We start from the raw sequence: 17,436 nt of genomic DNA on the forward strand, positions 1-17,436 counted from the left end.
CCGTGGCACTCTTGTGCGGTGGACTCCGATGACCTCGGCCTTTTCGGTCCGGGTTCGGTCACGTGGAAGGTGCACGAGGAGCCGATCCTGATCGTCGCCGGCCTGCGCTCGCTCTACCTCCAGGCGTTGCACCCCCGGGCCATGGCCGGGGTCGCGCAGAACAGCAACTACCGCACCGACGCCTGGGGCCGACTGCTCCGCACCGCTACCTACGTGGCGACCACCGTCTACGGGACCACCGCCGAGGCGGAGGCCGCCGGGGCCCGGCTGCGCCGCGTGCACGACCGGCTGCGGGCCACCGACACGCTCACCGGTGAGCAGTTCCGGATCGACGAACCGGACCTGCTGCTCTGGGTGCACGTGACCGAGGTCGAGTCGTTTTTGAGCACGGCCCGACGCGCCGGGCTGCCGCTGAGCGACGACGAGGTGGACGGCTACTACACCGAGCAGCGCCGCGCCGCCGCCCTGGTCGGCCTGGACCCGGCCACCGTCCCGGGGACCGCCGCCGAGGTCGCGGACTACTACGAGGCGGTACGGCCACAGTTGCGGATGACCCGGGAGGCCGCCGAGACGGCGGTGTTCCTCACCGCCCCGCCGCTGCCGTGGAAGCTCAGCCTGCCGGTCCGGTTGGGGCTCACTCTGGGCCCGCCACGCTGGGCGTACCTGGGGATCGCCAGCACCGCGTTCGCGCTGCTGCCGACATGGGCACGCCGGATGTACGGAGGTCTCGGTCTACCGACCACCGCGCTGTCGGCGGACCTGACAGTGCGCGCGCTGCGGCTCGCGTTCGCCGCCGTCCCCCGCCGCTACCTGGAAGGGCCGTTGATACAGGCAGCCAAGGAGCGGGCCGCGCGGCACGCCGCCGCCTCGCTGGCCGGCTGACCCGACCCTCGGCAGGGGCGATCAGCCGTCGGCGGGCCGGTCCATGGCCGCCCACGGCTCCTTGCCCGGGGCCTGCGCGCCCGTCGGGCAGTGCCGCCGGAAGTCGCACCAGCCACAGCGCGGGCTGGGTGCCACCGGGAAAGCCTCGTCCGCGTCGGCGCCGTCGGCGACTGCCCGCTCGGCGGCCATGATGTCGCGGGCTGTCTCTTCCGCGCGGGTCAGTTGTCGGGCCAGCGACTCGACGGTGTGGTCGTGGCCGGCGACCGTGCCGGTCGGCAGGTGGTGCAGCTCCACCCGGCGGCACGGCCGACGGAACACCCGCTCGGCGGCGTACGCGTAGAGCGCCAGCGCCTGCGAGCCCCGGGCGTCGTCGGTGTCCAGCCCGGTGCGGCCGGTCTTGTAGTCAACGATGACCAGCTCCGGCCCCTCCGGGCCGGGCCGCGAGTCGATCCGGTCGGCGCGACCGTTGAACGCCAACACCGCGGTCTTGACCGCCACCACCCGCTCCACGCCGAGCGGGTCGGAGTCCGGCTCCAGCGTCTCGACGTACGCCTCCAGCCATCCCAACGCCCGCCGGTAGGCGGCCCGCTCCTGCTCATCGTCGCGGTAGCCCTCGCGGACCCAGGTGCCCTTGAGCAGCGTGGCCAGCGCCTCGGGACGCCGCCGGTCGGCTGGCAGCGCATACCAGTTCTTCAGGGCCGTGTGCACGCTGGCGCCGAGCGAGTTGTGCGCCCACGGCGGGCCCTTGGGTGGGGCGGGCCGGTCGACGTAGGAGTAGCGGTAGCGACGCGGGCAGTCCGCGTACGCGCCGAGCTTGCTCGGGGTGCAGACGAACAGCCGCTCCGGCATGCCCTCGAAGCCGAGCTGCTCGGCGTCGCCGGCGCGCTGCCGCGGGGCCCGGCCGCCGGCGGCCGGCCGCCCCGCTGATGAGGATCGTCGCACGCCTGCGATCCTGCCATCCACCTCCGACATCGCGCGCGTGCCGTCAGGCCATGTTCACGTACTGCGTGACGAAGGCGGCCACCGCGTCGGCGATGAGCTGCACGGCGATCGCGGCCAGCAGCAGGCCGGCGATCCGGGTCAGCACCTCGATCCCGCCCGGCCGGAGGATCTTCACGATGCCGCCGGAGAAGCGCAGGACGATCCAGACGGCGACCATCACGGCGAGGATCGCCACGGCGATGGCGCTGAACTCTCCCAGCCCGTCGGCCTGCTGGACGAAGAGCATGGTGGCCACGATGGCGCCCGGGCCGGCCAGCAACGGCGTGCCCAGCGGCACCAGCGCGATGTTGGAGGTGACCTGCTGGCTCGGGTCGTCGGCCTTGCCGGTCAACAGCTCCAGAGCGACTAGCACGAGCAGCAGCCCACCGGCCGCCTGCAACGCCGGCAGGTCCACGTGCAGGTAGTCGAGCAGGGTCTGCCCCGCCACCGCGAAGATCACGATGACGCCGAGCGCCAACGCGACGGCCTGCCAGGCTGCCCGGTTGCGATCACGGGCGGGCAGCGGGCCGGTCAGCGCCAGGAAGATCGGCATCATGCCCGGCGGGTCGGTGATCACCAGCAGGGTCACGAAAACCTCGCCGAACAGCTTCAGATCCACGTGATCAACCTAGCCGCGCCACGATGGGCGAAATACCCGGATCAGCCCGAAGCGACCTCGGTCACCCCCTCGGCGACGATCCGCTCGTACGCCTCGACGCTGGTGCTGAAAGCGCCGAGTTGGACGGTCTTGTGGGTGCCGTGAAAATCCGAGGAGCCGGTGACGAGCAGACCCAGCTCGGCGGCGAGCGCCCGCACGTGTTCCCGCTCGGCCGGGCTGTGGTCCTCGTGGTCCGTTTCGAGCCCGGCGAGCCCGGCGGCGGCCAGCTCGGCGATCAGCTCGTCGGGCACCACCCGGCCGCGTCGGGTGGCTCGCGGGTGGGCGAAGACCGGCACGCCTCCGGCCTCCCGGACCAGTCGAACGGCCCGGAACACGTCGATGTCCTCCTTGGGCAGCCGGTACCGCTCGCCCAGCCAGTCCGGGCCGAACGCCTCCCGGACGCTGTCGACCAGGCCGGCGCGGATGAGTGCCTGCGCGATGTGCGGACGTCCCACGGTGCCGCCACCCGCGCCGGCCAGGATGTCCGGCCAGTTCACGTCGATGCCGTCGGCCCGCAGGAGGCCGACCATCCGTTCGCCACGCTCTTCCCGGGCGGCCCGTACCCGCGCCAGCTCGGCCACCAACTCCGGGTGGTCCGGGTCGAACAGGTACGCGAGCAGGTGCAGCGGCACCGCCGGCTGCGCGCCGGACCAGCGACACGACAACTCGGCACCCCGGACCAGACGCAGACCTGGCCGCAGTGCGCCCACGGCCGGCGCCCAGCCGGCCGTGGTGTCGTGGTCGGTGATCGCCAGCACGTCCAGCCCGGCGTCGAAGGCCGCGCCGACCAGCCCGGCCGGGGTCAGCGTGCCGTCGCTGGCCGTCGAGTGGGCGTGCAGGTCGATCCGGGGGGCGGAGCCGGTACGCGAGGTCACCGCCCGACGTTACCGAGGAAACAGCGAGCCCGGCTCACATGGGCCACCCGGGGTCAGAAGCCCTGCACCAGGATCGGCCGCTCTCCGGCCGGCACGCCGGGAACCGCAGCGGGGCTGGCGGGCTTCCCCGCCCGCACCTGGCCGACGTCGACCCGGACCAGTTCGCCGGTGCCGTCGAGGTAGGAGGCCTCTGTCTCGTCGCTCCACACGACCGCCCCGGTCATCGGCGGCCCGGCCGCAACGGCTGTCGCACCCGGCCCGAGCCGCTGCAGGTCGACCAGCAGGGACCGATCGGCGGTGCCGCTCCCACCGTTGACCAGCAACCATCGCCCGTCCGGCGAGACCCCGCCGATGCCGTCCCGGCTCAGGTCTGGACCGCAGCCGGTGCGTACCGGGTCCAGGTGACGTGCCGGGGTGAGGATGGCGAGGCAGGTCCGGCCCGGATCGGTCGTGGTGACCTGCCCGACGAGCCGCCCGTCGGGCAGCTGCCCGTAGACGTTGAGGCTCTTGCGGTCGAGGGCGTCGGGCAGTGGCCCCGCACCGGGCCGCCAGAGGGTGTGACCGGCGCTGGCCGGGTCGAGCCGGACCAGCACGCTGTCAGCGACGAACCGGACGGGCTCCGCAGCCGCCGGCACCGGGGTGCGCACCGCCCCGATGAGCTGGGTGCCGACCACGCCCGCCACCAGGAGATCGTCCCCGTCGCGCCAGGCGACCTGGAGGCTGTCCGGGGCCAGGACGATCGCACCGGCACCGGCCAGCACCACCTGCACAAGGCCGTCGTCCTGCACCACCCACAGGGAGCGTCCTGCGGTGCTCGGCGCGCCGACCACCAGCCAACCGCCACCGCTGGGCAGCGGCTGGACGTGTTCGGCCGGCCCGACGTCGGGCAGCACCAGCCGCCGCCCGTCGGCGTTGACCAGCGTCTCGCTGTAGAGAAGAGAGGTCGACGTCCTGGGCGAGGGGGCCGAGCCGGGAACGCTGGCCGTCGGGAGCGGTCGGTTGGTCGGGTCCGGGTCGCCGATCACGACGATGGGTGAGCCGTCCCGCCTGGTCTCGGCACCGAGCTGGGCCATGCCGGCGCTGAGCAGCACTGTGGTGACCGCCGCGAGGGCGAGGCCGGCGGCGCTGCGTCGACGCCGGATGCGGTTCGCGCGGCGGATGGCCTGGCCGGCCGGATCGACGCTCAGTGGGCGGGCAACGGCGACCTGGTGCGAGAGTGTCTCCCGCACCGCACCTTCCAGCTCGTCCGGCCGCACCTGGTATGAACGCTGCGGACCGTCCGTCAGGTTGTCGCGCCGGCCTGGGAACTGACTCACTGCTGTTCCCCGGAGCCCGTGCCGACGGGCACGGCCGCCGGGGCGGTGGGCAGCACGACCTGCGGGGTGATCGCACTCGGCACGGCGGGGCGCGGAGCGGCCGGGCGGGGCACGGGTCGGCCAACCGCCCGTTCGGGACGGGGTGTGGCAGCGGCACCGGTCGCCGGGCCTCGCCCGGTCCGGGAACCCGAGCCCGTCGCCCGGCCGGCGGCACCGGACGACGCGACCCCTGCACCGGCGGTAGCGGCCGACCGGCCGGCGATCCCGGCGGCGGCCGCGAGCTCCGGTGCGTCCGCGCCCAGTCGCCGACGCAGCGTGGCGAGCGCCCGGGACGCCTGGCTCTTCACCGTGCCCGGTGAGATGTCCAGCATCGCGGCGGTCTGCGCCTCCGACATGTCCTCGTAGTAGCGCAGCACCAGCACTGCCCGCTGCCGGTTGGGCAACTCCCGCAGGTGCCGCCAGAGCAGGTCACGGTCAAGTTGCTGCTCGATCTCGTCGACGCCGGCCCGTTCGGGCAGGACCTCGGTCGGGCGTTCGCCGTGCCAGCGCCGCCGCCACCAACTGGTCGACGTGTTGACCATCACACGCCGGGCGTACGGCTCGACCGCCTCGATTCCGCCGAGCCGCTTCCACGCGAGGTAGGTCTTGGTCAGCGCCGTCTGGAGCAGGTCCTCGGCCGTGGCCCAGTCGCCGGTGAGCAGATAAGCGGTGCGTAGGAGCGCGGCGGAGCGGGCCGCGACGAACTCGCGGAACTGCTCCTCCAACGAGTCTCTGCTCGCCACCGCCCACCTCCACACCCCCGCCGTCCTGGCAGAGTGCCACGTCAGGGGCGCTCTGGTCCATGACGAAAGGTGCGCACTTGCTCCGATGTTCGGTCGAAAACCTTCACGCCCCGTCGTCGGCCTTGGCCTCGTCGGCCTCCTTGCCGAGCCGCGCCTCGACGGCCTGAGGCTCGTACATCTCCTCGACGACGCGCAGGTAGAGCTCGTTCGGGTTGGGCAGATTCTTGATCTCGCGAAGCGCCTGCTCCTGGCCGGCGGACTCCAGCACGAAGGTGCCGTAGTTGAGCGCTCGGCCGGTCGGGGTCTGCTCGTACTTCATGTCGGTGACCCGGACCAGCGGCATCATCGCCACCTTGCGGGTGACGATGCCGTTGACCACCATGACCCGCTTGTTGGTCAGGATGAACCGGTCATACCACCAGTCGGCGACCTTCCACGCCACCCAGCCCATCACCGCGAACCACAGCAGCACGGCGATGGTGGTCAACGCGCCGACGTCCTGGCCGGCGAGGAAGCCGGAGAGATAGCCGAGCACGAAGGTCGCCGCTACGCCGATCAACAGCGGGTTGGTGAGGTGGATCCAGTGTCGCTTCCACTCGCCCCGGTAGCGCTCGGTGGGGAAGAGATAGCGAGCCACCAACGAACTGGGCTCGTCTTCCAGGGGCAGCACCCGCCGAGGGGTCGAGCCGGTCGCGTCGGCGCGCAACCCGGCCAGCTCGTCCTCGGAGATCTGCGGCGGCTGGTAGCTGGCCTCCGGATCACGGATCCACCCCCGACCGGAACGACCCTGGCCGGCATAGCCGGGCCCGTCGCCATAGCCGACGTCGTCCGAAAGGGACGGACCGTCGGACAGGCCGGGACCGGCCCCGTAGCCCGGGCCGTCATCAGGCCCGATCCGCGGGATCGGCTCGGTGTCTCGCTCGCGACGTTCCCGGTCGGGGTCGTCCGGGTCGAAGGGTGGACCGGAGGGGCTGCCCATCGGCGGCTAGGCGACGAGGCTGGTGAAGAAGTCGCCAAACCCCTGGGCGATATCCATGATCCCGCCGCCGAGCGACTTGAACACGTCCGCCGCAGAGTTTGGCCGGTAGGCGACGAAGAAGATCAAGAATGCGATTCCGGCCCAGGTGAGGACCTTCTTGACCATGGCGGGCCATCCTCTCGCGCGGCGCCGGGTCCCATTACCGCAGCGGCACCCAGAGTATCAGTGTGGTGTCGTACAGTGAATATCTGCGTCCGTTCTCCGTCAATCCGGAAGAGTTGTCAAGCTCTACCAGGTAGATACGGGGACGGTGCGCCGTACACGAGTTCGGGCGGAGTCCACTCGGTCAGGTCGTGTAGCACGACGTCTTCCGCGAGCAGGTGACCCGCACTCGCCGGCCAGGCTATCGCATGGAGCCACATTCCCCGAGCCTCGCCGGCGTACGCGCTTCGATCCGTCGGTGAATTCACCAACCACAGTGGAGTAGGGTGCCCGCCGACCTTGATCTTCGCCTGTCCGACGTGGTCAGGGTGACCCGACCCCGGGTCGGTCAGCGCGTCCACCAACTCCGGTCCCGGATCCGGGCCGGCCAGACCGGCGAGCCGGGTGCCCAGGCCGACACCGGGTTCCTCGGCCACGAAGACCAGATCGGCCGGACCACCACCGAGCGGCGCCGGGCCCGCGCAGGCCACCACTGTCGCCCGCACGCCCGTCCGGTCGTCCCCGGCGTACGCCACGCCGGTGAGTGTCCAACCGGGCGGCAGCGGCCACGGGCACCACAACGGCGTCACCGGCGGATCGCCGGTCGCGGTGATCCGTTCCACCACGCTCGCCACGATGTCCGCTCCGATGTGCTCGGGCACGTGCAACGGCGGCACCGGGCCGCAGCGCACACACCTCGAGTCGGTGTTCATCAGATCCGGCGCCCGTACCGGGCCCCCGCATCTCGGACAACTCACCGCGACACTCACATCCCCACCGTCTCCCCGGACCGCCGGCACGTCAAGCCGGAACGTCCGATTCGGCACCGTACGTGGGTCAGTCCGGCGGCGTACCGGCGTGCGCACGGATCCAGGCGTGCATGGCGATTCCGCTGGCCACGCCCGCGTTGATCGACCTCGTCGAGCCGTACTGGGCGATGGAGTAGAGCTGGTCGCAGGCGGCACGGGCCGGCGCGGAGAGGCCGGGCCCCTCCTGGCCGAACAGCAGCACGCAGTCCCGCGGCAGGGTGCCGGTCTCCAGCGGACGCGACCCGGGCAGGTTGTCGATGCCGAACACCGGCAGCTGCCGCTCGGCCGCCCAGGCGACGAACTCCTCGATCGTCTCGTGGTGCCGTACGTGCTGGTACCGATCGGTCACCATCGCGCCGCGCCGGTTCCACCGTCGCCGTCCGACGATGTGCACCTCGGCGGCGTTGAACGCGTTGGCGTTGCGCACCACAGTGCCGATGTTGAAGTCGTGCTGCCAGTTCTCGATCGCGACGTGGAAGCCGTGCCGGTGCCGGTCCAGGTCGGCGACGATCGCCTCGTGCCGCCAGTAGCGGTAGCGGTCGACGACGTTGCGCCGGTCCCCCTCCGCCAGCAGTTGCGGGTCGTAACGGGGGTCGTCCGGTGGGTCCCCCGGCCAGGGGCCCACGCCCACCTCAAGCTGGTCGTCGGTCACGGTCATCAGAGGGTACGGACCGCGTCGGCGCCCGCCGCGACGACCTGCCGGTCAGCCCAGGTCGAGGGCGGCACCGAGCCGGTCCAGGAAGCGCCGGTCCGCCGGGCTGGCCGGCGGGTCCACCCGGCGCGCGCCGGTGCCGGGCACCGCGCGACAGACCCGGGCCGCGACCGACTGCACCCACTGGCGGTACGCGGCCGAGTCGGCGGGGTCGGCCCGTCGCCGGAGGACCCGGCTCGCCGCTCGGCAGGCGGCCAGCAGGTCCACCAGGTCGGTGAGCCGCTCGGCGGGTTGCGGGGTGCCGTCGTGGCGGGCGTAGATCGTGGCGACCACCGCACGGACCAGGTCGCTGTCGGAGGCTCGGCCCGCGGCCACGGCATCCAGGCCGGCCAGGCCGGCCATCACTCCACGCTCCGTCCGGCCAGGACCGGCTGCCGCGGCGGCAACGAGAACCCGACCGGGCAGGCTGGTGAGCAGATCCCACTCGGCGGCGGAATAGACAGCGGTGGTCAAGGGTGCGGCTCGGCGGCCGGCAGAGGACGGCTCTCCCGCTACGGAGTGGCTCATCGGAACCTCCGGCGTCAGCATATGCCCCGCGACGGGCACAGGGCCCCTTCCCCAGCAGACCCGCTGTGGGGAAGGAGCCCGGTGTTCGTCGACGGTCGAGCCCGCCGCGACTGTCAGCGCGGCTCGGGGAAGCTGGGCCGCTCCGGATCCACTCCGTCGGGCACCGCGGCGGCCGCGTACTCCCGCTTGGGGACCATGACCTTGCGCCGGAAGACGCAGACCATCGTGCCGTCCTGGTTGTAGCCGCGGGTCTCCACCGACACCACGCCCCGGTCGGGTTTCGAGCCGGACTCGCGCTTGTCCAGCACCGTGGTCTCGCCGTAGATGGTGTCGCCGTGGAAGGTCGGCGCGACGTGCCGCAGCGACTCGACCTCCAGGTTGGCGATCGCCTTGCCACTCACATCGGGCACGGACATCCCGAGCAGCAGCGAGTAGATGTAGTTGCCGACCACGACGTTGCGCTTGAACTGGCTCGCCGTCGCGGCGTAGTGCGCGTCCATGTGCAGCGGGTGGTGGTTCATGGTGAGCAGGCAGAAGAGGTGGTCGTCGTACTCGGTGACGGTCTTGCCCGGCCAGTGCCGGTAGACCGCGCCGACCTCGAACTCCTCGTAGTAGCGACCGAACTGCATGCTGGTCCCTTCGACGGGCGGCGATGGAGTTCGGCACAGCATGCCTTACCGATGGTTAAGGCGACCGGCGGGGCGCGACGGCGGCGGAAATGTCACACCGGTCACTCGCCTGGGGGGAGACGCAATGAGCGGCGGGGCCCTCCCCGGCACCCGCCGCCCACGCTCTGATGTGAGGAATTCTGCCCTACGCCTACGTAGGTTCAACAGAGATCGCGGTCACATTTATCTTTTTGTAACACTACGGAGCGTGACGAAGTGAAGGTTGATCAGCGATCTCCGCAGGCCGGATACCTCCTTGTCAAGGCCCAAGTTACCGATTCGTAGTGCTCAATCGCGTGGATCTCCCTGGAAACGCTCCCATTACCGCAGGTCACGCAAGTGCGTCATGCACTTGCGTTCCGCAGGTCGGGTGTGAACAGACGTGCATCGATGACCCGCGGCACCGCCCGGCAGCCCCGGGCACGTTTCGTGCCCCACCCCCCGGGAATTCGATACGGTCAGCCCTGGTTCTACGGGACGTAGATAAACCGCGGTGATCGGAGAGTGCAATGGCAACCGTTGAGCTGACCTCGGCGAACTTCGACGAGGTGACCGGCAACGACGGCATCGTCCTGGTCGACTTCTGGGCCGACTGGTGTGGTCCGTGCAAGCGGTTCGCCCCGGTCTACGAGCGCTCCTCGGAGAAGCACCAGAACATCGTCTTCGGCAAGGTCGACACGGAGGCTCAGCAGGAGCTGGGCGCGAAGTTCGACATTCGCTCGATCCCGACGATCATGGCGATCCGTGACGGCGTCATCGTCTTCGCCCAGCCGGGCGCTCTTCCCGAGTCCGCGCTGGAGAACCTGATCGAGCAGGTCGAGGCGCTGGACATGGACGACGTCCGCAAGCAGCTGGCCGAGCACAACCACTGAGTCGTCCCCACGACGACACGCGAGGCCGGGCCCGATGCGGGCCCGGCCTTCGTCGTACCCCCACCAACTCCCGCATGATCACCTGCCTGGTCAGGCCGAACTGGCCGTCGGAGGGACCCGAGGCCGTCGGTACATCCCGTATCGTCACGACCCGATGGAGAACCTGACCACCCGCGGGCGCGTGACCCGGCTGGGCGCGACCGCACTCGGCCTCGTCCTGCTCGTCGTCGGCACCTTCTGGGGCAGCGACGACGACTTCCCGTTCGGCCCGTTCCGGATGTACTCCACCTCCAACCCGCCGAACGCACCCGCGCCCGACACCCGCGTCGAGGGGGTGAACAGCTCCGGGGCGGTGGTCGACCTCGACCAGAACGCGACAGGCATCCGCCGCGCCGAGATCGAGGGACAGCAGGCCCGATACGCCGCCGACCCGACGCTGCTCACCGAGGTCGCCGACGCGTACGCCGAACGCCACCCGGACGCCCCCGCGCTGGTCGAGGTCCGCATCGTCATCCGCTGGCACGGCATCCGCGCCGGCCGGCCGACCGGCCAACACACCGACCAGACCGTCGTCCGCTGGCAGGCCACCCGATGAACCGCTGGCTGACCGAGGCCGTACCCCGGGGCCGGGTGGCCGCCTTCCGCACCCTGATCTACCTGTTCGTCGCCGCCGACCTGGTGATCTTCACCCCCTGGGTACGCACCCGGGTCAGCGTGCCCGGCGACCTGTACCAGCCACTCCTGATCGGCCGCCTGCTCCCACTGCCGACGCCAACCGAGACGCTGGTGACGGTGATCTTCTGGGCGTTGCTGCTGCTCGCCCTCCTCGCCGCCACCGGACGAGCGCCCCGGCTGCTCGGCTGGGCGGTGTGCGCGCTGTACCTCGAGTGGATGATCATCGCGATGAGCTACGGGAAGGTCGACCACGACCGGTTCGGGCTGCTCGTCGCACTGGCAGTGCTGCCCACCGCCGGTCGCGCCCGACACGGCGACACCACCCGCACCGAGGCCGGCGGCTGGGCGCTACGCGTCACCCAGATCGCGGTGATCTGCACGTACTTCCTGGCCGCCTTCGCCAAGCTGCGCTTCGGCGGCCTGGACTGGCTGACCGGCTCGGTCCTGGCGCGCGCGATCATCCGACGCGGCACCGACCTGGCAGACCTCATCGCCCAGGTGCCGTACCTGCTGATCGTCGCCCAGTTCGGCATCGTGGCGTTCGAGCTGCTGAGCCCGATGGTCTTCTTCCTGCCGCCCCGCTGGCGACTCGCCATGGTCGGCTTCTTCTACTCGTTCCACGCGGTCACCATCGCGACCATCACGATCTCGTTCGCGCCGCACCTGGCCGCGATGGGAAGCTTCCTGCCGCTGGAGCGGGTGCGCCCGCTGGTCTGGGCACGCCGGCTGATCGGGCGTGGCCCCTCCGAGGCGGCGACCGATGTCCCTCCGACGGACGCCGACACGGCGCCGTCCGGCCAGGACCCCGTGGGAGCTGGCGTGGAGCGGGCGCTGGACGATCAGGCGCCGGTGGTCGGGCGACCGGTCGGGCCGTAGAGCCGCTCCCGGGCCTCCTGAGGCAGGGAGCAGGCCGCCGTGCCACCGGGAAGTCGGTGCCGGTTGCGCGCCACCCAGCGGTACAACGGCCAGGCCGCGACGCGTACCGGAGGAATCCGCAGGCCGGCGCCGGCCACCCGCCAGAGCGGACCACTCGCGGCGAGCAGCTTCGCGATGGCGTCCGGACCGGCCGCGCGCGAGCCGTCCGCGCCGACCCACTGCACGGCCTCCTCGCACTCGGCCACGCTGAGGCCGAGCGCGTCCAGGTCGGCGAACTGCCAGGGCACCACCCGTGCGGCGGTGGGGATGCGGCGCTCGATGAACTCCGCACAGCTCGTGCAGAACGCGCAGTCCCCGTCGTAGACGAAGGTCGACGTCTCCATGGCGTCCATCCTCCCCTCTCCGACCACCCGGACGCCCACCGGTGTACGGCGGGTCACTTGCGCTTGCCTCGTACACGTGTTCGAATGATGGCCATGCGCTGGGACAACCTCACCGCTCCCCCGGTCGAGGGAGACCCCGAGCGGGCAGCGCCAGCGACGCCACCCCTGCCGCTGGCGCTGCCCGGCGCCGTCGCCCGCACCTTCGACACCCCCGAGTTCGCCGGGATGACCTTCTACGAGGTGCAGGCCAAGTCCATCCTCAACCGGGTTCCCGGGCAGTCCCGCGTCCCGTTCGAGTGGACGATCAACCCATATAGGGGCTGCTCTCATGCCTGCACTTACTGTTTCGCGAGAAACACTCACACTTATCTCGATCTCGACGCCGGCGCGGACTTCGACCGAAAGGTGATCGTCAAGGTGAACGCCGGTGAGCTGGTCCGGCGGGAGCTGGCCGCGCCGCGCTGGCGGGGCGCGCACGTGGCGATGGGCACCAACGTGGACTGCTACCAGCGCGCCGAGGGTCGTTACCGGCTGATGCCGCAGATCATCGGTGCCCTACGAGACTTCGCCAACCCGTTCTCGATCCTCACCAAGGGCACGCTGATCCTGCGCGACCTGCCGCTGCTGCGCGAGGCCGCCGAGGTGACCACCGTGGGCATCTCCTTCTCGGTGGGGTTCGTCGACGAGCACCTCTGGCGCACCGTCGAGCCGGGCACGCCGCACCCACGCCGCCGGCTCGACGCCGTCCGGGCGCTCGCCGACGCCGGCTTCTCCGTCGGCGTGCTGATGGCCCCGATCCTGCCCGGCCTCAGCGACGGCGACGAGTCGATCGACGCCACCGTCTCGGCGATCGCCGCCGCCGGTGCGACGAGCGTGACCGCCCTGCCCCTGCACCTGCGTCCCGGCGCCCGGGAGTGGTACGCGCACTGGCTCGCCCGTGAGCACCCGCACCTCGTGCCCCGCTACCGCGAGCTCTACCGGGCCGGTGCGTACGCCCCGCAGGCGTACCAGCGGGAGTTGACCGCGCGGGTGCGGATCGCCGCCCGCCGGCACGGGCTGCACCGCGGGGAGCGGGGCGACAACCGCAGCCTGCCCGAGCCGCCGCCACCGGCTGCGGAGCAGCTGACACTGCTCTAGTCGGAGCTACAGTCGGCGGGTGCGTACCGCTCAGCAGATCCTCGCCGATTCCGCCGTGATCGCCGTCGTGGGCGCGTCCCGCGACCCGTTCAAGGCCGCGCACGGCGTGCCGTTGCAGATGCAGCAGTACGGCTGGCGCATCATCCCGGTCAACCCGACGGTCGACGAACTGTTCGGGGAACGGGCCTACAAGAGCCTCGCCGACATTCCGCACCCCGTCGACCTGGTGGACGTGTTCCGACCGGCGGCCGACGCCGTGCAGGTGGTCCGGGACGCGGCGGCGATCGGCGCCCCCGCGGTCTGGCTGCAACTGGGCATCGTCTCGGCCGAGGCGCGGCGGATCGCTGAGGAGGCCGGCATGGACTACGTCGAGGACCGCTGCCTCATCGTCGAACGCGCCGCCGCCAACCTGACCCGCCTGACCTGACCCACCCTCCCCATCCCGCGATCTTGCACTTACTGTCCCGGCATATCCGGCACAAGGGTCAATCGGGCAACCGAAAGTGCAAGATCGCGAGGGCGGGGGGCGGGGCCGGTTAGAGCTTGTATTCCTTGAGGAGGCCTCGGGAGATGATGGTCTTCTGGATCTCTGAGGTGCCCTCGCCGATGAGCAGGAACGGGGCCTCCCGCATCAGCCGTTCGATCTCGTACTCCTTGGAGTAGCCGTAGCCGCCGTGGATGCGGAACGCCTCCTGGACGACCTCGGCGCAGTACTCCGACGCGAGCAGCTTGGCCATTCCGGCCTCCACGTCGTTGCGCTGGCCGGCGTCCTTGAGCCGGGCGGCGTTGACCATGAGGGCGTGCGCGGCCTCGATCTTCGTGCCCATCTCGGCGAGCTTGAAGGCGATCGCCTGGTGCTTGGCCAGCGGCTGACCGAAGGTCTTGCGCTGCTGGGCGTAGCTCACGGCCAGCTCGAAGGCGCGGATGGAGATGCCGCAGGCACGAGCGGCCACGTTGACCCGGCCCACCTCGATGCCGTCCATCATCTGGTAGAAGCCGCGGCCCACCTGGTCGGCGCCGCCGAGGATCGCGGAGTCGGGCACGGTCACGCCGTCGAGCACCATCTCGGTGGTCTCGACGCCCTTGTAACCCATCTTCTCGATCTTGCCGGGGATGGTGAGGCCGGGGGCGGTCTCGCCGAAGCCCGGCTCCTTCTCCAGCAGGAAGGTGCTCATGTTGCCGTAGACGGACTCCGCGCCGGTGTCGGTCTTGACCAGGGTGGCCACCACCGAGGAGTACGCCCCGTTGGTGAGCCACATCTTCTGCCCGTTGAGCACGTAGCGGTCGCCGTCCCGGACGGCCCGGGACTTGATCGCCGAGACGTCGGAGCCGGTCTCGGGCTCGGACATGGAGAACGCTCCGCGCACCTCGCCGGTGGCCATCTTCGGCAGCAGGCGGGCCTTCTGCTCGGCGGAGCCGTGCTGGGAGATCAGGTACGCCACGATGAAGTGGGTGTTGACGATGCCGGAGATCGACATCCAGCCTCGGGACAGTTGCTCCACCACCAGCGCGTAGGTGAGCAGCGATTCACCGAGGCCGCCGTACTCCTCGTCGATGGTGAGACCGAACAGCCCCATCTCGCGCATGCCGTCGAGGATGTCGGTGGGGTACTCGTCGGCGTGCTCCAGCCGCTGCGCGTGCGGGATGATCTCCTTGTCGGCGAAGTCCCGAACGGTCTCCAGGATCGACTGTTGCACATCGGTCAGGCCGGGCGTCTGGGCGAGTCGGGCCATCTCAGCCTCCGGGGATCCGCGCACTACTCATGGGTAACTGAACGCTGGGTCAGTATCGGCCCCTCGGGTCGACGAGGCCAAGGTGACCAGTCCACACAACCGCTGTGAAAAGGTTCACCGCTGCGGGTAGCGTCCGGCAAGAGGGACTTTTCCGGCACCGGCAGGAGGAGGACAGCTGTGAGCTACCCGCCGCCGTCGGGACCGCCCGAGGACGAGCCCCCGCCGTCACCCTACGAGCCACCGAAGGACCAGTCGCCGTACGCGCCACCACCGGCCGGTCAGCCGCCGTACACGCCGCAGCCGGACCAGCCGGCGTACGAGCTGCCAGCGGAACGCTCACCGTACGGGCCACCGGCGGGTGAACCGTCGCCGTACGGCCAGCAGGGGCCGCAGCAGTCGGCGCACTGGAGCCAGCAACCGCCGTACCCACCGCAGGGCCCCTACGGTCAGTACGGCCCACCGCCGTCCGGGCCGGGTCGGGGCACCAACGTGCTGGCGATCCTGTCGCTGGTGTTCGCCTTCGTCTTTCCGCCGGCCGGCGCCGTCCTCGGCCACGTGGCCAAGCGGCAGATCCGCACCAGCGGCGAGGAGGGCGACCAGCTCGCCACCTGGGGGCTGATCCTTGGCTACGTCTTCACCGGGCTCACCGTGCTGGCCTGCTGTGGCTGGCTGGCGCTGGTGGCCTTCAGCAACACCGGCGACAGTGGCGGCTACTGACGAACGGGCCGGTGCGGACCGGCACCGTCAGCGGAAGCGGGCCTCGCGGACGCTGTTGCCGCCGTCCACCACCAGCATCTGCCCGGTGATGTACGAGGCGGCCGGCGAGCAGAGGAAGCTGATCGCCGCGGCGACCTCGTCCGGTGTGCCCGGTCGCCCCACCGGGGTGCCCAACCCCTGCTTGATCTCGGCCATGGTGGACGCCGCGGTGTAGATGGTGCCGGGCGCCACCGCGTTGACGGTCACCCCGTCGGCGATCATCTCCATGGCCAGGGCCCGGGTCAGCCCGACGACCCCGGCCTTCGCCGCGGCGTACGCGGCCTCGGTGGGCAGGGCGTTGACCGGGCCGGCCGTGGCCGCCAGGTTGACGATTCGACCCCAACCCCGCTCGGCCATCCCCCCGATGAACGCCCGGCTGCACAGGAACGCGGTGGAGAGGTTGCGGTCGATCTCACCGCGCCACTCGTCGTAGGTCAGCTGGGCTACCGGCCGCAGCACCCCCTGGCTGGCGCGACTGGCCAGACCGGCGTTGTTGACAAGCACCTCGACGTCGCCCAACTGCTCGGCGACCGCATCGGCCAGCGCGCCGACCTCGGACTCGTCGGTCAGGTCGGCGACGAAGCCGGTCACCCCCAGCTCGGTCGCCCGCTCGTGAATGCGTCGGGTGGTGGAGACGATGGCCACCCGCGCGCCCAGGTCGGCGAGTCGCCGGGCGGTGGCGTACCCGATGCCGTCCGGGCTGCCCGCCCCGGTGACCAGGGCGACCCGCCCGTCGAGGCGCATGGTGACCGGGTCGGTGAGCGCGACCGGCTCGTCGGGGCCGGGGCTACCCGCCGGGGCGGCCGTCCGGGCGCGCCGGGCAGCGCCCGGGCGGCTGACGTCCCGTCGGGGTCGACTGCCGGAGCGGTCCGCGGCGCGCGCGTCGTATGCCATGTCAGGGATCCTGCCCGTTACGACCGGCCCGAGCAACGCGGCACCCGGAAGCAGGGGCGTCGGGTTTGGGCGGCGCTGGCTACCCTGTCTCCGCACCCCAACCCGACGGAGAGTTCGCATGACCAATCCCCCGCCGCCCGGCAACTGGAGCGATCCCACGTGGTCGGCCCAGCCGTCGAGCCCCGCACCGGACCCGACCCTGGTGGCCGGTCAGCCGGTGCCCGCGCAACCCGGCCCGGTCGACCCGTACGCCCCGGCCCCGTACGCCCCGGATCCGTACGCCCCGGACCCGTACGCCCCGGTCGACCCGTACGCCGGCGCGAAGCAGTCAGCGGCCCAGCCGATGCCCGGATACGCCCCGCCCGGTTACCCACCGCAGTACCCCGGCTACGGCTACCCGCAGCCCCCGAAGACCAACGGGATGGCCATCGCGGCGTTCGTGCTGGCCCTGATCGGTTTCACGTCCTGCATCACCGCGCCGATCGGCGCGATCCTCGGCCACGTGGCGCAGAAGCAGATCCGGCTCAGCGGCGAGGGCGGGGCGGGGATGGCGAAGGCCGCCATCATCGTCGGCTGGATTCTCACCGGGTTCCTGGTGCTGGTGATCGCCATCTACGCCGCCGCGATCATCTACGCGATCGCGACGAGCGACAACAGCAGCAGCAGTAGCTACTGACCGGCCCGCGGGCGGGCCGGCGTACCGCCGATTGTCGGGCCGGACCGACAGCCGGCGGCGGTCG

General features: G+C 71.2%; 22 protein-coding genes. 8 read left to right on the forward strand and 14 right to left on the reverse strand.

Annotation, left to right across the window (positions count from 1 at the left end):
• Nucleotides 1-18 precede the first annotated feature (18 nt).
• The gene (locus GA0070561_RS03285) at nucleotides 19-882 is read left to right on the forward strand and encodes an oxygenase MpaB family protein (protein WP_091394723.1); all 864 of its coding nucleotides are present in this window, start codon (nucleotides 19-21) and stop codon (nucleotides 880-882) included.
• 21 nt (nucleotides 883-903) lie between these two features.
• On the opposite strand, the gene GA0070561_RS03290 is transcribed toward GA0070561_RS03285, so the two are convergent.
• The 11 genes from GA0070561_RS03290 to GA0070561_RS03335 all read right to left on the reverse strand — a co-directional run bounded on the left by GA0070561_RS03290 (nucleotide 904) and on the right by GA0070561_RS03335 (nucleotide 9,331).
• Nucleotides 904-1,854: a RecB family exonuclease gene (locus GA0070561_RS03290; protein ID WP_425255879.1), complete on the reverse strand. Its 951-nt coding sequence runs from the start codon at nucleotides 1,852-1,854 to the stop codon at nucleotides 904-906.
• A 13-nt stretch (nucleotides 1,855-1,867) separates the two neighbouring features.
• Nucleotides 1,868-2,482, reverse strand: coding sequence for a MarC family protein (locus GA0070561_RS03295; protein ID WP_091394729.1), 615 nt, complete (start codon nucleotides 2,480-2,482; stop codon nucleotides 1,868-1,870).
• 41 nt (nucleotides 2,483-2,523) lie between these two features.
• Entirely contained in the window at nucleotides 2,524-3,396 is an 873-nt protein-coding gene (locus GA0070561_RS03300; protein ID WP_091394732.1) for a PHP domain-containing protein, read from the reverse strand.
• Nucleotides 3,397-3,449: 53 nt separating this feature from the next.
• Nucleotides 3,450-4,712, reverse strand: coding sequence for a hypothetical protein (locus tag GA0070561_RS03305; RefSeq protein WP_091394734.1), 1,263 nt, complete (start codon nucleotides 4,710-4,712; stop codon nucleotides 3,450-3,452).
• Nucleotides 4,709-5,494 (reverse strand): SigE family RNA polymerase sigma factor, encoded by a 786-nt coding sequence (locus tag GA0070561_RS03310; RefSeq protein ID WP_091394736.1) that lies wholly within the window; start codon nucleotides 5,492-5,494, stop codon nucleotides 4,709-4,711. The genes GA0070561_RS03305 and GA0070561_RS03310 overlap by 4 nt, the downstream gene beginning before the upstream one ends.
• Nucleotides 5,495-5,597: 103 nt before the next feature.
• Nucleotides 5,598-6,473 carry a PH domain-containing protein gene (locus tag GA0070561_RS03315; protein WP_088951386.1) on the reverse strand — a complete coding sequence of 292 codons (876 nt, stop codon included), beginning with the start codon at nucleotides 6,471-6,473 and terminating at the stop codon, nucleotides 5,598-5,600.
• A 6-nt stretch (nucleotides 6,474-6,479) separates the two neighbouring features.
• Complete coding sequence (locus GA0070561_RS33450; protein WP_007455302.1) at nucleotides 6,480-6,638, reverse strand: hypothetical protein; 159 nt, start codon at nucleotides 6,636-6,638, stop codon at nucleotides 6,480-6,482.
• Nucleotides 6,639-6,754: 116 nt separating this feature from the next.
• Nucleotides 6,755-7,501, reverse strand: coding sequence for a DUF6758 family protein (locus GA0070561_RS03320; protein ID WP_341844837.1), 747 nt, complete (start codon nucleotides 7,499-7,501; stop codon nucleotides 6,755-6,757).
• 10 nt (nucleotides 7,502-7,511) lie between these two features.
• Nucleotides 7,512-8,135 carry a TrmH family RNA methyltransferase gene (locus tag GA0070561_RS03325; protein ID WP_091397287.1) on the reverse strand — a complete coding sequence of 208 codons (624 nt, stop codon included), beginning with the start codon at nucleotides 8,133-8,135 and terminating at the stop codon, nucleotides 7,512-7,514.
• 51 nt (nucleotides 8,136-8,186) lie between these two features.
• On the reverse strand, nucleotides 8,187-8,723 hold the full coding sequence (locus GA0070561_RS03330; protein ID WP_181541079.1) for a hypothetical protein: 537 nt from the start codon (nucleotides 8,721-8,723) through the stop codon (nucleotides 8,187-8,189).
• A 92-nt stretch (nucleotides 8,724-8,815) separates the two neighbouring features.
• A complete protein-coding gene (locus GA0070561_RS03335) occupies nucleotides 8,816-9,331 on the reverse strand; it encodes a MaoC family dehydratase (RefSeq protein WP_030486570.1) in 516 nt (171 codons plus the stop codon).
• A 548-nt stretch (nucleotides 9,332-9,879) separates the two neighbouring features.
• Between GA0070561_RS03335 and trxA the strand changes: the two genes are divergently transcribed.
• The 3 genes from trxA to GA0070561_RS03350 all read left to right on the forward strand — a co-directional run bounded on the left by trxA (nucleotide 9,880) and on the right by GA0070561_RS03350 (nucleotide 11,793).
• Complete coding sequence (gene trxA, locus GA0070561_RS03340) at nucleotides 9,880-10,242, forward strand: thioredoxin (RefSeq protein ID WP_030329190.1); 363 nt, start codon at nucleotides 9,880-9,882, stop codon at nucleotides 10,240-10,242.
• 154 nt (nucleotides 10,243-10,396) lie between these two features.
• Nucleotides 10,397-10,837 carry a hypothetical protein gene (locus tag GA0070561_RS03345; RefSeq protein WP_091394742.1) on the forward strand — a complete coding sequence of 147 codons (441 nt, stop codon included), beginning with the start codon at nucleotides 10,397-10,399 and terminating at the stop codon, nucleotides 10,835-10,837.
• Nucleotides 10,834-11,793, forward strand: coding sequence for an HTTM domain-containing protein (locus GA0070561_RS03350; protein WP_091394745.1), 960 nt, complete (start codon nucleotides 10,834-10,836; stop codon nucleotides 11,791-11,793). Before GA0070561_RS03345 ends, GA0070561_RS03350 begins: the two co-directional genes overlap by 4 nt.
• Here GA0070561_RS03350 and GA0070561_RS03355 read toward each other — a convergent pair.
• On the reverse strand, nucleotides 11,757-12,176 hold the full coding sequence (locus GA0070561_RS03355) for a thiol-disulfide oxidoreductase DCC family protein (RefSeq protein ID WP_091394748.1): 420 nt from the start codon (nucleotides 12,174-12,176) through the stop codon (nucleotides 11,757-11,759). The genes GA0070561_RS03350 and GA0070561_RS03355 overlap by 37 nt on opposite strands.
• Before the next feature lie 93 nt (nucleotides 12,177-12,269).
• Between GA0070561_RS03355 and GA0070561_RS03360 the strand changes: the two genes are divergently transcribed.
• Nucleotides 12,270-13,313 carry an Rv2578c family radical SAM protein gene (locus tag GA0070561_RS03360; protein ID WP_091394750.1) on the forward strand — a complete coding sequence of 348 codons (1,044 nt, stop codon included), beginning with the start codon at nucleotides 12,270-12,272 and terminating at the stop codon, nucleotides 13,311-13,313.
• A 19-nt stretch (nucleotides 13,314-13,332) separates the two neighbouring features.
• Nucleotides 13,333-13,740 (forward strand): CoA-binding protein, encoded by a 408-nt coding sequence (locus tag GA0070561_RS03365; RefSeq protein WP_091394753.1) that lies wholly within the window; start codon nucleotides 13,333-13,335, stop codon nucleotides 13,738-13,740.
• 109 nt (nucleotides 13,741-13,849) lie between these two features.
• Here the strand turns inward: GA0070561_RS03365 and GA0070561_RS03370 are convergent, their stop codons facing one another.
• Nucleotides 13,850-15,046, reverse strand: coding sequence for an acyl-CoA dehydrogenase family protein (locus tag GA0070561_RS03370; protein WP_091394755.1), 1,197 nt, complete (start codon nucleotides 15,044-15,046; stop codon nucleotides 13,850-13,852).
• A gap of 177 nt (nucleotides 15,047-15,223) precedes the next feature.
• Here GA0070561_RS03370 and GA0070561_RS03375 point away from each other — a divergent pair, with 177 nt between their 5' ends.
• Entirely contained in the window at nucleotides 15,224-15,763 is a 540-nt protein-coding gene (locus GA0070561_RS03375) for a DUF4190 domain-containing protein (protein ID WP_181545424.1), read from the forward strand.
• Between the two features lie 27 nt (nucleotides 15,764-15,790).
• Here the strand turns inward: GA0070561_RS03375 and GA0070561_RS03380 are convergent, their stop codons facing one another.
• Complete coding sequence (locus GA0070561_RS03380; protein WP_091394758.1) at nucleotides 15,791-16,696, reverse strand: SDR family NAD(P)-dependent oxidoreductase; 906 nt, start codon at nucleotides 16,694-16,696, stop codon at nucleotides 15,791-15,793.
• 118 nt (nucleotides 16,697-16,814) lie between these two features.
• Here GA0070561_RS03380 and GA0070561_RS03385 point away from each other — a divergent pair, with 118 nt between their 5' ends.
• Entirely contained in the window at nucleotides 16,815-17,372 is a 558-nt protein-coding gene (locus tag GA0070561_RS03385; protein WP_091394761.1) for a DUF4190 domain-containing protein, read from the forward strand.
• Nucleotides 17,373-17,436: the final 64 nt, after the last annotated feature.

This window comes from Micromonospora saelicesensis (genome assembly GCF_900091575.1).
GTDB lineage: Bacteria > Actinomycetota > Actinomycetes > Mycobacteriales > Micromonosporaceae > Micromonospora > Micromonospora saelicesensis.

Bases quoted from the DNA above. Each gene is read 5' to 3' on its own strand.
- GA0070561_RS03370 (WP_091394755.1), bottom strand. From the start codon at position 15,046: ATGGCCCGACTCGCCCAGACGCCCGGCCTGACCGATGTGCAACAGTCG.
- GA0070561_RS03360 (WP_091394750.1), top strand. From the start codon at position 12,270: ATGCGCTGGGACAACCTCACCGCTCCCCCGGTCGAGGGAGACCCCGAG.
- GA0070561_RS03345 (WP_091394742.1), top strand. From the start codon at position 10,397: ATGGAGAACCTGACCACCCGCGGGCGCGTGACCCGGCTGGGCGCGACC.
- trxA (WP_030329190.1), top strand. From the start codon at position 9,880: ATGGCAACCGTTGAGCTGACCTCGGCGAACTTCGACGAGGTGACCGGC.
- GA0070561_RS33450 (WP_007455302.1), bottom strand. From the start codon at position 6,638: ATGGTCAAGAAGGTCCTCACCTGGGCCGGAATCGCATTCTTGATCTTC.
- GA0070561_RS03315 (WP_088951386.1), bottom strand. From the start codon at position 6,473: ATGGGCAGCCCCTCCGGTCCACCCTTCGACCCGGACGACCCCGACCGG.
- GA0070561_RS03355 (WP_091394748.1), bottom strand. From the start codon at position 12,176: ATGGAGACGTCGACCTTCGTCTACGACGGGGACTGCGCGTTCTGCACG.
- GA0070561_RS03350 (WP_091394745.1), top strand. From the start codon at position 10,834: ATGAACCGCTGGCTGACCGAGGCCGTACCCCGGGGCCGGGTGGCCGCC.
- GA0070561_RS03335 (WP_030486570.1), bottom strand. From the start codon at position 9,331: ATGCAGTTCGGTCGCTACTACGAGGAGTTCGAGGTCGGCGCGGTCTAC.
- GA0070561_RS03380 (WP_091394758.1), bottom strand. From the start codon at position 16,696: ATGGCATACGACGCGCGCGCCGCGGACCGCTCCGGCAGTCGACCCCGA.
- GA0070561_RS03385 (WP_091394761.1), top strand. From the start codon at position 16,815: ATGACCAATCCCCCGCCGCCCGGCAACTGGAGCGATCCCACGTGGTCG.
- GA0070561_RS03330 (WP_181541079.1), bottom strand. From the start codon at position 8,723: ATGCTGACGCCGGAGGTTCCGATGAGCCACTCCGTAGCGGGAGAGCCG.
- GA0070561_RS03290 (WP_425255879.1), bottom strand. From the start codon at position 1,854: ATGTCGGAGGTGGATGGCAGGATCGCAGGCGTGCGACGATCCTCATCA.